This is a genomic window from Chryseobacterium sp. SG20098, assembly GCF_031844745.1.
Classification (GTDB): domain Bacteria; phylum Bacteroidota; class Bacteroidia; order Flavobacteriales; family Weeksellaceae; genus Chryseobacterium; species Chryseobacterium cucumeris.
In genome coordinates this window covers 5,032,683-5,045,001 of sequence record NZ_CP134622.1, presented here as the reverse complement: position 1 = coordinate 5,045,001, position 12,319 = coordinate 5,032,683, and the positions used below count along the sequence as shown (strand labels likewise).

Here is a 12,319-nt window from a genome sequence, read left to right as displayed (position 1 = left end):
TAAAAAGGCGGTTTCAGATTGTTGAAACCGCCTTTTATTTTTTCTTCATTAAAGAACTTAAAAATATATAAAACAAATAGTTATATAAGATTCTTCTTTAAATCATTAAATTTTTAAATCTTTAAACCCTTCAATACCATTAATATATTTTAAATCCTTTATAAACCTCTGCTGAGCTCTCCATAATTTTGGAAGCATCTTTACGGAAATCTAAAAGGTGATCCTGCCCATTATGCCTGTTGTGATGCTCAACACTTTCCCAAAGCTCGATCAGGAAGAAATTTCCTTTATTATCTTTATCTTCAATAAGATCGTACTGCAGACAGCCTTCTTCTTTTCTTGTTTCTTTCACAAGTTTCTGAAACAGCTCTACAGCGTCCATCAGATAATTTTCATTAAACTTAAAAAGTGCAATGATATGTAAATTCATGTTCTAATATTTAGTGATGTAAAAGTAAAATATTTTCAAAGCCAAATATCTTTTTAGCCCTTTTATTTTTCCACACCAAGTGTAATTTTTAATTAAAAACTGATTTATAAATAGTTATAGAACTCATCACAATCACCAGAGTTCCGATAATCACAAACATTTTCTTCACAGGAAGCCTGGCAGTAAGCATTGCTGAAAAAGGAGCGGTCACAATTCCTCCGATCAAAAGCCCGAGAATGATATTCCAGTGCTGGATTCCCAGGGTAAAGAAAAAGGTAACGGCAGCCGTGATGGTAAGAATAAATTTGGCCACTGTAGAGCTTCCTACGGCAAATCTTGGAGTGAAAGCATTTTTAATGAGTGTTCCGGTTACCAAAGGTCCCCAGCCTCCTCCTGCAAAGGAATCTATAAAGCCTCCTATCACACCCAGCCTGGTCAGATTGGTTTTTCTTTTCAGGGCTTTGCTTTGTTTTTCTTTAAATGCATTTGATAGAATCTGGAATCCGAGGTATAAAGTGTAAAAAGCAATGAGTGTTTTCGTGATCTTCGCATAATACTCTCCCAGATAAGTAAGACATACTGCACCAATAACAGCACCAATAACAGCCGGAATGGCGAGCTTTTTCACCAGACTTTTGCTTACATTTTTCAATTTAATGTGGCTGAGACTTCCTGCGGCGGTGGTAAAACTTTCCGCAGAATGAATACTTGCGCTTACAATATGCGGTGGAATATTGAGCAGCATAAGGGTTGTAGTACAAATAACACCATATCCCATTCCCATGGAACCTGCAACAATTTCAGCAAAAACACCTACCAGAAGCATCCAGTAAAAAATATAATTATCTTTTGCCAGAATGGTCTGCAGTTCTTCCAGATATCCGAGTTCGTACATGGAAAAAACAGCAATGGATATAATAGCAGCCGTCACCAAAAGGACATTCAACCTTACCTGAATTTTTCTTGAAATCACCATATTACAAGTGTTTTAATCCATACTCCTTCAGCATCGGGGCGTCATTGACAACTGAGGCATTTAAAGTTGTGATGTTCTCTGTAGTTCTGTGCGAGGAAATATTTCCGGATATAATACATGCAGCCACGGAATGCACTGCGGTAATAGAGGGTGTAAGCTTTTGTAATTCGGTTACCTCTTCTTTTGAAATCATAGTTTATTCATTTGAAGTAGTGCAAATATCTGATAAAATATTTATCCTACAAAACAAGTAGACTATTAATTCAAAAAAAAGGATCAGGTTAATCTACCAGATCCATTAAAGTTTTACTTTCCAGAATATTCAGAGAGGCATCGCGAACTTCTATCAGGACATCATGAAGCCCGCAGTGATCTTCATTGCAGTCATCACATTTTTCATAAAAATTGAGACTTACACAGGGAAGCATTGCAATAGGGCCGTTTACAAGACGGATGATCTTTGCCAGTTTCACATTTTCCGGACTTTCTTTGAAAAAGTATCCTCCACCCTTTCCTTTTTTACTGTCGAGAATTTCCGCTTTTTTCAGTTCAAGAAGGATGTTTTCCAAAAACTTTAAAGGAATCTTTTTATGTTCCGCAATTTCAGAAATAAGAATCGGGCCTTCATTTCTTTTTTCTACAAGATATGAAAGCGCCTTAAACGCATATTGAGATTTTTTTGAAAGCATTAGAGCAAAAATACGAAAATTGTTTAATATTTGAAAAAACCTGAAAACAGGAATAATAAACGAATAAAAAGGTAAGCTTGTCTATCCGTAATTTTACGGTTTTAGGTACCACACTTTTGCCTTTCTCCTATTAAATCATTATGTTTGCGCTATGTTCAGTAAACAAGAGGCACAGCAATTAAAAAAGGAATTTTGGACAGCTTTTGGAAGATCATTTCCCAGAAAATGGATTCTTTATGATACCAAAATCAAGGACATGGCATTTAAATTTTCTGCCGACAACAAAAAAGCAGAAGTTTCTCTGGATATCGAAATGAAAGATGAAATCTTCCGAAACGCTTATTACGAGAAGATCTGGTCTTTGGAAGATATTTTAAAAGATTTTATTGGAGATTTTCAGAAAGAAGAATATTTCACCCTTGAAAACGGTAAGGTCATCAGCAGGATATGGGTTGAAAAACATAATGTTTCTATTTTTAACAAAAACACCTGGCAAGAAATTTTTGAATTCTTTGTGGACAAAATGGACGGTTTTGAAAGGTTTTACTACGAATATGAGGATTTTATAAAGGATATATAGAATACTTACGAAATAAATACTACTTTACACTTCAGGTTAAGATAAAAAAGAAAACTTATCTTTGCCCTACCACTTAAACTAATAGATGAAACAAACTAACATGATTAAAAATGAGAAAAGTGTACAAAAACATTTTTGGAGAGATCATCTCCAAAAGTAATGCTGTGAAGCTGAGCGAATATCATCTGTATTATTATGAGGAAGGTTCCGATTTCCTGAAAGAAATTGAATTTATTAACGAAGACAGTGTTTATAACATCAATTATTTTTTAAGTGACGAAGAAGACGAAACTCAGGTAGTCAATTATCTTAAAGAAAAGTCTGACTTTTTTGATATTGAAAAAAAAGAAACCACCGAGGGCTTTATTATTTCTACCAATAAATTGTATTCCTTATCCGTAGATGAACTGCCTTTAATTTCTAAAACTGTTTTTAAAACAGAAGATCCTGAAAATTTTATCTGTTCACAGGTTATCGATAACGAAACCCATCAACCACAGCTTGAAAGAACCATAAAATGCTGGTATACCAACGACGAAAGCGGTGAAAAATATGCTGCCATAGAATGCAGCTATCAGGAAGACGGAAAACTGGAACTGGCTGTAGATAAAACACCCGACCCGGACAATGAAGAAAACTGGATTCATTATGATTATGACACTTTCCACAACCTTCAGGCACAGATCCCTAGCGACATCAGCTATTACAAAACAGCTGCCTTACTCCCAAAAGAAGCCTATCAGCAGTAATCTATATTCTTTAACACACCACAACCCGATTATTAAATGGAAGAGAACCCAATTTTTTTTGCAGACGGAAATGATCCGGAAATGATTAAAGCTTACAGAAAAGCTCAGGAAACCTTTAAGTATTTCTGGCGCGAACAGTCCTGGGAATACAGAAGAATCATTCCCGGACTTAATGTATCGTGCGTTAAAACGGCTTTTGAAGAACAGGATGAAGAAACCGGAGAAAGCCTGGTAGAACATATGTGGATTAATGAAATATTCTTTGACGGAGATCACGTGAGAGGATATTTGATTAATGAACCTAACAGCCTTAAAAGCATCCAGGTGGGTGATTATGTGGAAATCCCTTTAAGCAATATCAGCGACTGGCTTTTTGCCATCACTCCGAGTGTACAAAAACCCAAGGGACTTTCCAAGCTATTTTCATCATCATCTTCTCCACTTCCGAAAGCTTACGGAGGGTTTACCATCCAGAAAATGCGTGCTGACATGTCTGATGCAGAAAGAAAAGAACACGATAATGCCTGGCAGCTGGATTTCGGAGACTTTAATGATATCCTCGTTGTGAATAACCAGAAAGAAAATCCGGAAAATCTTATTGAACATCCGATGAGTAAAAATATGAAGGAAGAATTTGCAAAGTTTTTACAACAATATCCGGATGAACTTACCCAAACCGATGAAGACGGACTGACGCTTCTTCACAAAGAAACCATTGCCGGGAATCTAACCACTGTAAAAGTTGCTTTAGAAGCCGGAGCGGATAAAAATATCCAGTCTAAAAAAGGAAAAACAGCTTTGGATTATGCAAAACAGCTGAACTGGGAACACCTTATTCCTGTATTGGAAGGGTAAATTATTAATTAAGATGGTTACAACTCAATAATAAAGTTGTCAAAATAAAAATTCCGGAAGATTTTCTTCCGGAATTTTTTATGTTTTATCCAAATTTCTTTTTCCTTAGCCAGAAGAACAGTCCTCCGATAAGACCGATAATAGCCAGTGGAAGCAGTAAATTGATCCACTGCCAGGTCGATTTCTCTTCAGTGATTCTTTGCCTGTCGAGAAGTCTTTCTTCAATGTTTCTGTTTCTCAGTTCCATCAGATTGCTGTCATCAAGAAGATAATCTAAAGCATTTCTCAGAAACTGTTCGTTTCCAAACTGTTCGTTCGTTAACAGATCTACCCCTAATGGAAGTGGTTTTCCTTTGATTACTTTGTTCCTTCCTACATCTCCGTCTGCAATCACGATCATTTTGTTTTCCGGGCTGGAGGTTTTGAATCCAGGGTACGATTTTCTCTCAATTCTCGATGCATAGGCAGAATTGAATTTTCCTTCCAATGCAACAGCGAAGATCTTCGGTGTACTTGGTTTCTCCATTTGTCCAAGACTGTCTACGCTTGCAATTTCCTTCAGATCCACATAATTGGGAACCTGTTTCAATAAAGTTCTTTCACTCGATTCGAAAAGGACTTTTGTTTTGATATTCTTTCTTCCTCCTAAAGTATCAATAGAAGTCGGGAATTCAAATTTTACAGGGTTGATATTCTTTGTAACCGGATTATTATTTTCGGCAATTCCAAGCGGATAATAAGGCCAGGGTAAGCTTGTGTACTGAGGATTTCCACTCACTTCTCCTGTAACCAGCCTTAACAGGGCAAACTTTTTAACGTCTTTTACCAACGCGGGATTGATTCTCAGCCCGTAATTAAAAAAGAAGTCTGTCATATTGATATCGACAGGGAAAGGCATTACTTTTTTGGATCTTGTCAGCGTATCCATTTCAGCATTTACGGCATCAATCATCCAAAGGGTTTTCCCTCCGTTCATGATGTACTGGTCCAGAATTACTTTTTCATTATCTGTAAAAGCTTTTCTTGGTTTTGCAATCACCAAAGCACTCATCTGCTTTAATAGCGGAACATCTTCCAGTGAAAGTTCAGTCTGATTTTTAGGAATTATAGGTCCTGCATCATAGTTTTCCATTGCCAATTGTACAAATCCCTGGAATTCATCCGGATTCAATTCATCGTGGTTGACAAGAATCCCGATTTTCTTTCTCTTGGCAGCTGCAATATTTTTAATATTGGAAACAAGATTGTACTCCAGTCCTTCAATCGATCTTGTCAGCTGCTGATCGGCATCAATTCCGGCCTGCTGAACCACTAAAGGAATAGAAACCCCGTCATTTCCATATTTAATCACAGCGTAAGGGAAAAGCGTGATCTGTGAGATTTTCCCGTCTTTTACATCCGGAAGAATAGACGGCTGCATTCCCATGGCCATCAAAGTGTCCTGAGACATTTTTGTTTTAATCGGATCGATGAATTTAAAATCAATCTTCGGATTAATTTTTCTGAATTCTTCCAGCATGAATTTCGTTTCGCTTTGCAGCTGTTTGAAACTTGCCGGAAAGTCACCTTCCAGATACACTTCTACCGTCAGAGGCTTTTTAACAGACTCCAGTACTTTGATGGTGTTATCAGAAAGGGTATATCTTTTTTCTTTTGTTAAGTCTAATCTGATTCCCGAATAGGTCAGGATAATAACCAAAGGAACAATTGCAATTAAGAAAATTCCCAGTGGAGATTTAGCATTGAACTTCTTCATACTTCTACTTCTTTTTGTTAATAAAATGATTAGCCAATACTAATGAAGCGCCGATGACAAGTACAAAATACGCCACATCTTTAGCATCAATAAGTCCTCTTGTGAAGCCTAAGAAATGCTGATAGAAGCCAATATTCTGCAGGATAAAATCTGCACCTCCCAATAGTTTATAGCTCGCCAGCTGTTCAATTCCAAAATACATAATAAAGCACATGAAAACACCCAGCAGATAAGCCATAATCTGATTCTGAGAGAGAGAGGAAGCAAGAATTCCCACTGCTGAAAATGCTGCAATTAAGATAATCAGTCCGATATAGCTTCCGAAAGTCATTCCCAGATCAATATTTCCTGCAGGAACTCCCAAAACATATACCGTATAAAGATAAATTAATGATGGAATAAGACATAAAATTCCTACAATCCATACGGAAAGGAATTTACCTGTTACCAGTTCTGAAACTTTTAACGGTTGTGAGAAAAGCCAGTTTAATGTTCCGGTTTGCTGTTCTTCCGCAAAAGTTTTCATGGAAAGGGCGGGGATGATAAACATTAACAGCCATGGAACCAATACGAAATAGCTCTGCAATGAGGCCATTCCAATCTCAAAAATATTAGAATCGTTGTCGAAAAAGAACAGAAAAAGAGTCGCTATCAAACTGAAAGCGGCAATGATCACCCATGCACTCCAGTTTCCAAAGTAACTCCAAAGTTCTTTCTTTAAAATTGCAATCATAGTTTTTTTGTAAGATGTAGAAAGGATGCATGTTTCAAGACATACGCCCTACTGTACAATTATTTGTTTTTTTTATTTTTATTAACCAGTTTCACTGTCATCATAATCAGAAATACAAGAACGAAAAATCCTGCAATTAATTGCCACCAGTATTCGATCACCATTGATTTTAATATAACGGTAAATACCACCAGAAACAGAATGAACGTTGCAATTTCATTCGCCTGTCTCAGTTTGATATTGGCAATCGGCAGTGTATCTCCATGTAATTCTTTTAAATGAAGGACTTTTTTCCAGCACCAGTAATGGTAGATGGCAAGCCCGATCAGGAAGGTCAGTTTCAAATGAAACCACGGCATTTTCATCAGCCCGGTATTTAAAAAGATCATGACCAATCCGCAAACTGCCATGATTATCCCCGCAGGAACGGTGATAATATTCCACAGCCTTCTGGCCATAAAAGTGTACTGCTCTCTCAGAATTTTCTTTTTTTCTTCCGGAAATTCATCGGTATCTTTATAGTATACGAAAATCCTCACGAGGTAAAAAATTCCCGCAAAGTAGCTTACCATAAAAATAATGTGCAGCGCTTTGATTATTGTATAAAGCATTTTAATAAATAAATTTATTGATAGAAATAATTTTACAGTCCTGGTCGAAATTCTTCAGTACATCAAAAAAAATCTTTTTCATATCCTTTACATTATTGTAATAAGAATATCCCATAAAAATAGCCAGCCCAAGAGAGATCAATATAATTCCATACGTGGTTCCAGAATTTTCATCCGTATAAAAAGGAACAAAAATCCCTAAAAGAAGAACAAGAATGAGTACATCAAAATATTTAACTCCAATGGATACTTTAAGAAGCTCTTCATTATTTTTGTCTGAAACAAATTTTCCTATAAAAGACAAGTATTCATTCCCCATCACTTTTACTTCAAATCCATCATCAGTTACTTCACCTTTAAATTTTTTGCCATTATAATCAGGAAAGCTCTTAAATATACTTTCTTCAATGTTAGATAGTATTGCTTTTTTTGGCTTCGAAAAGACAACCTGATATTTGGACCTTAAAAACATATCAATTTTAATCAGGCACAAAGATAAGTTTTTATCTAATTCTTAAAAATAAATTTCTTTTGATCAGGAAAATATAAGTAAAATAGATTTTATATAAAAAATAGTTCGGCTCGGGGCAGCAAAGCTGCCCGAGCCGAACATTATATTTTCATTGCTGTTACTCATTCAACGATTAAGAGATCACTCCTAATTCTTTTCCAACCTTTTCAAAAGCAGCAATCGCTTTATCCAGATGTTCTCTGGTGTGAGCAGCTGATAACTGCACTCTGATTCTTGCTTTTCCTTTCGGTACCACAGGATAGAAGAATCCGATAACGTAGATGCCTTCATCCATAAGCTTTTCAGCCATTTTCTGAGAAAGTGGTGCATCGTAAAGCATTACCGGAACAATGGCAGCATCTCCATCAGGAATATCAAAACCTTTTGCTTTCATTTCCGTTCTGAAATATTCTGCATTTTCCATTACTTTATCACGGAGAGAAGTATCATCAGAAATCATATCCAATACTTTCAAAGCAGCTCCTACGATACCCGGTGCCAGAGAGTTGGAGAATAAATAAGGCCTTGAACGCTGTCTCAGCATATCAATGATCTCTTTTTTACCGGAAGTAAATCCTCCTAAAGCTCCTCCTAAAGCTTTTCCTAAAGTAGAAGTAATGATGTCTACTCTACCCATTACTTCATTAGCTTCGTGAGTTCCACGACCTGTTTTTCCGATGAAACCTGTTGCGTGAGAATCATCTACCATTACCAAGGCATCATATTTATCGGCAAGGTCACAAACTCCTTTTAAGTCTGCTACGATACCGTCCATTGAAAATACTCCGTCCGTAACGATGATTTTAAAACGGTGATTTTTTTCAGAAGCTGCAATCAACTGAGCTTCCAGATCAGCCATATTATTGTTTTTATATCTGTATCTCGCTGCTTTACACAAACGAACACCATCAATGATTGATGCGTGATTCAGCTCATCTGAAATAATAGCATCTTCTTCTGTAAACAATGGCTCAAAAACACCTCCGTTGGCATCAAATGCTGCTGCGTAAAGAATAGTATCCTCAAGACCTAAGAAATCAGCAATTTTTTTCTCCAAATCCTTGTGAATATCCTGTGTTCCGCAGATAAAACGTACAGAAGACATTCCGTATCCGTGAGATTGGATCATTTCCTGAGAAGCTTTCATCACTTCCGGATGGTTGGATAATCCCAGATAATTGTTCGCACAGAAGTTCAAAAGCTTTTTTCCGTTTGCTTCTATTTCTGCGCTCTGCTGAGAAGTGATAATTCTTTCTCTTTTGTAAAGTCCGTCATTCTCAATATTCTGAAGTTCGTTCTGTAAATGTTGAAGGTATTTTTCAGAGATCATTTTTAGTAATTTTTTAGATGTGCTAATTTACTAAAAAGGCAGTAAAATAAAACCTTTTATATGCTTAATTCTAAAAAATGAATATAGATTTCAGTTTTAACATTATTAGTCTACAAATTTAGTAGGATAATATTTATATTTGTTTAAAATTTTAATGCATGAGATTAAAGCCGGTACAAAAAATAAAGATGATCAGTTCAGGAACCTTTATCAATAACCATATGAAGCCGGGAGTTCCGGTTATTATTGAGGACTTTGTGCATCCGGAGAGTCCAGCTTTCAAAAAGTGGAATTATGAGTATTTCAAAGAAATTGCAGGAGATCATAGGGTGAATATCTACGGCAGTGAGCTTGATTCCCTGGACAGGGTAGCCAGTGATCCTATTGCACAGACTACATTTTCAGAATATCTGGATCTCATCCAATCTGCTCCCACTGAACACAGGCTTTTCTTATTTAATTTATTAAAAATAAAACCTGAATTGAAGAATGATCTCATCTACAATGATGTAACGAATGGTAAAATACTGAAATGGCTGCCATTTATGTTTTTTGGAGGAGAAGGTTCTGTCACCAGAAATCATATTGATATTGACATGTCCCATGTTTTTATCACCCAATTTCAGGGAATCAAAAGAATCTGGCTCTTCCCGTGGGAACAGTCTGATTTTATGTATAAACTCCCCTACAACTTCCACAGTCTGGCTCAAATTAAAAATCCAGATTACAGAAAATATCCGGCGCTACTTTATTTAAATGGTTATGAAGCTGTCATTCATCCTGGCGAAACCCTTTATATTCCTTCCGGCTGGTGGCATTATATTCAATATGATACGGAAGGTTATTCGATATCAGTAAGAGCGCTGCCGTCAAGTGCCCTTGAAAAATGGCGTGGATTTAAAAATCTGGTCATTACCAGACATTTTGATAATCTCATGAGAAAAGTGTTCAAAGAAAAATGGTTTGAGTATAAAGTGAAAACAGCCAGAAAAAGGGGAGCCAGAGCAGCAAGAAAACAAAGAAGCTTTCAAATCTGAAAGCTTCTTTTGTGATATTTTGATTGATTTTGGTAAAAGTAATCATTCATACTTTACCGTTTTTCATTTTAATGTTTGATAAATTTAATATTCTTTTCATCAATCGTAATGAAATAAGCTCCCGGAACCAATTCTGCTATTCCAATCGCTTTACCTGGATGATATGTTCCTTTTCCTACCAGTTTTCCGTCTATGGCATGAATCGTAAAGTCCATAGCCTTATTAATTCCTTTCAGATTAATTTCATTTTTTGAAGGGTTCGGATACAAACCAAATTCTTCTTTCTCAACAGAAGAAACACTTAATGTATTATCCTGAACAACAGTAGAGTTCTTCTCAAGAATCTGGTATTCATAATTAAACTGAACACTTGCGATCGGGAATGTTACCGATTGTAAAAAGCTTTGGTTATTGGATGTATTATTAAGAACAAAATAAGCAGTCTGACCTGCAGTTCCGGTTACTTTAATAGGTAAAGGCATTTCAAAAAAGCTAACGTTAGCACTGCTTTGCGTCTGAGAAACTTTAAATAAAGCTTGATTTCCGCCCTGCATCCACTTGATGGTGTAAGAAGGATATCCTTCGCCATAAACCCAGTCATTGAAAAATTCTGTAAAGTCTTTTCCGGTAGACTGAAGCAAAGAAGCGTTAAAATCAGCAGTACGTGCGTAGCTGTAGGCAAGGTTCGGTCTTGCATGATAATCTTTAAGTGCCTGATAAAATGCAGCATCACCTAAAATCCACTTCAGCATTCTCAAAACATATCCTCCTTTAGCATAAGACAATCTGCTGTCAAATATCCTGTTGATGCTGGAAAGTCCGGAATCCGGGACATACACAGTTCCTATTGTACTTGCAGTAATGTAGTTAGATTGACCTTGTAAGTAATTCAAAAATTCTGTATTGGTCATCAATAGTTTTTCATTGGCAAGGTGTTCTCCAAAAGTTGCAAAACCTTCATTCAGCCAGATATCATTCCATGCACCACAGGTTACTTTATCTCCAAACCACTGGTGAGTAAGCTCATGGGCAATCAGCTGCTTGCTCCATCCACCCATGGAAGACATGGTCTGATGCTCCATTCCTCCACCATACATAAATTCCATGTGTCCGTATTTTTCATTACGGAAAGGATAAGTCCCAAAATAGGTTTCAAAAGTATCCATTACCTGCTTTGTCCAGTTGATATTCGCAATGCTTGTTGCATTTGAATTTGTGGACGGATAGATATAGTTGACAAAAGGAAACGGAGGATTTCCAATGGTATCAGTAAGTTTAACAAAATTGGTAATCGACAGTGCTATCAGATAAGCCGGCGTAGGATACATTGTTCTCCAGAACGTCAGTTTAGTGCCCCCGGTAGGAAAAGTCTCAGACATCAGTTTTCCATTGGCTGCCACGCTGTAGTTTGATGGAGTTGTAATTTTAAAATCAAATCTTTCAATTTTATCATTTAAACTCTGCTTTGTCGGAAACCAGTCCTGGGCGCCATAAGGTTCATTCAAAGTAGAAAGAACCGGAGTTCCGCTCTGAAGAGCAGTTTTGAATGCATCATTACTTGTGGACGGTGCTCCAGCATAATAAATGGTAAGAGAGTCCAGTGTATTGGCAGGAATGGAAGCCGGAAAATCAATTTTCAGTTCTTTTGAAGGAAGCTGCTGAAAGCTTGTAATGTTAGTTCCGTGGTATTTCACCTGAGAAACTGTTAACGAGTTGGAAAGATCAAAATAAATGCTTCCCATATTTTGATTAGGTTTAAAATGCGAAGTTACCGAACCGGAAATATTATACACCGCAGGATCCAGGCTCACATCCATTCTCTGATACTGCAAGTCGTAATTCAGCGTATTGGGATTGGTATTCCCGATATTCATTTTTTGAGTGAAGGATTTTTTCTCTTTTTCAACGAGTCCCTTCATATCAATGTTTTGTTCTTGCTTCTGGCTATAGAACTGTTGGGAAAATAGAAATCCCAACACCAAAAGGTACAATTTTGTCATGTTTAGAAAAATTTAATCAAATATAAAAAAAACCTTTTAATCAATGATTAAAAGGCTGTTAT

General features: G+C 36.6%; 13 protein-coding genes. 4 read left to right on the top strand and 9 right to left on the bottom strand.

The genetic code is table 11. The features are described 5' to 3' along the window. Nucleotides 1-139 precede the first annotated feature (139 nt). The 3 genes from RHP76_RS22995 to RHP76_RS22985 form a co-directional block, all read right to left on the bottom strand. Nucleotides 140-430, bottom strand: a complete 291-nt coding sequence (locus RHP76_RS22995; protein ID WP_277694429.1) for a putative quinol monooxygenase — start codon at nt 428-430, stop codon at nt 140-142. An 88-nt stretch (nt 431-518) separates the two neighbouring features. After that, entirely contained in the window at nt 519-1,406 is an 888-nt protein-coding gene (locus tag RHP76_RS22990; RefSeq protein WP_062670991.1) for a sulfite exporter TauE/SafE family protein, read from the bottom strand. Nucleotides 1,407-1,687: 281 nt separating this feature from the next. Then, complete coding sequence (locus tag RHP76_RS22985) at nt 1,688-2,095, bottom strand: RrF2 family transcriptional regulator (protein WP_062670996.1); 408 nt, start codon at nt 2,093-2,095, stop codon at nt 1,688-1,690. Between the two features lie 151 nt (nt 2,096-2,246). Between RHP76_RS22985 and RHP76_RS22980 the strand changes: the two genes are divergently transcribed. From RHP76_RS22980 to RHP76_RS22970, 3 genes are all read left to right on the top strand, one after another. Then, a complete protein-coding gene (locus tag RHP76_RS22980) occupies nt 2,247-2,675 on the top strand; it encodes a DUF4268 domain-containing protein (RefSeq protein ID WP_062670998.1) in 429 nt (142 codons plus the stop codon). A gap of 110 nt (nt 2,676-2,785) precedes the next feature. Next, nucleotides 2,786-3,424: a hypothetical protein gene (locus tag RHP76_RS22975; RefSeq protein WP_216445012.1), complete on the top strand. Its 639-nt coding sequence runs from the start codon at nt 2,786-2,788 to the stop codon at nt 3,422-3,424. 36 nt (nt 3,425-3,460) lie between these two features. Next, nucleotides 3,461-4,279: a DUF2314 domain-containing protein gene (locus RHP76_RS22970; RefSeq protein WP_062671001.1), complete on the top strand. Its 819-nt coding sequence runs from the start codon at nt 3,461-3,463 to the stop codon at nt 4,277-4,279. A gap of 85 nt (nt 4,280-4,364) precedes the next feature. On the opposite strand, the gene gldG is transcribed toward RHP76_RS22970, so the two are convergent. The 5 genes from gldG to kbl all read right to left on the bottom strand — a co-directional run bounded on the left by gldG (nt 4,365) and on the right by kbl (nt 9,220). Further along, complete coding sequence (gene gldG, locus RHP76_RS22965; protein ID WP_216445013.1) at nt 4,365-6,035, bottom strand: gliding motility-associated ABC transporter substrate-binding protein GldG; 1,671 nt, start codon at nt 6,033-6,035, stop codon at nt 4,365-4,367. 4 nt (nt 6,036-6,039) lie between these two features. After that, entirely contained in the window at nt 6,040-6,768 is a 729-nt protein-coding gene (locus RHP76_RS22960) for an ABC transporter permease (protein WP_062671005.1), read from the bottom strand. A gap of 59 nt (nt 6,769-6,827) precedes the next feature. Continuing rightward, nucleotides 6,828-7,379, bottom strand: coding sequence for a CopD family protein (locus RHP76_RS22955; protein ID WP_062671007.1), 552 nt, complete (start codon nt 7,377-7,379; stop codon nt 6,828-6,830). A gap of 1 nt (nt 7,380) precedes the next feature. Further along, a complete protein-coding gene (locus RHP76_RS22950) occupies nt 7,381-7,851 on the bottom strand; it encodes a hypothetical protein (RefSeq protein ID WP_120230497.1) in 471 nt (156 codons plus the stop codon). Between the two features lie 172 nt (nt 7,852-8,023). Next, nucleotides 8,024-9,220 carry a glycine C-acetyltransferase gene (gene kbl / locus RHP76_RS22945; protein WP_062671009.1) on the bottom strand — a complete coding sequence of 399 codons (1,197 nt, stop codon included), beginning with the start codon at nt 9,218-9,220 and terminating at the stop codon, nt 8,024-8,026. Between the two features lie 158 nt (nt 9,221-9,378). Between kbl and RHP76_RS22940 the strand changes: the two genes are divergently transcribed. After that, nucleotides 9,379-10,257: a cupin-like domain-containing protein gene (locus RHP76_RS22940; protein WP_311229159.1), complete on the top strand. Its 879-nt coding sequence runs from the start codon at nt 9,379-9,381 to the stop codon at nt 10,255-10,257. A 68-nt stretch (nt 10,258-10,325) separates the two neighbouring features. Here the strand turns inward: RHP76_RS22940 and RHP76_RS22935 are convergent, their stop codons facing one another. Continuing rightward, nucleotides 10,326-12,257 carry a M1 family metallopeptidase gene (locus tag RHP76_RS22935; protein WP_311229158.1) on the bottom strand — a complete coding sequence of 644 codons (1,932 nt, stop codon included), beginning with the start codon at nt 12,255-12,257 and terminating at the stop codon, nt 10,326-10,328. Nucleotides 12,258-12,319 lie beyond the last annotated feature (62 nt).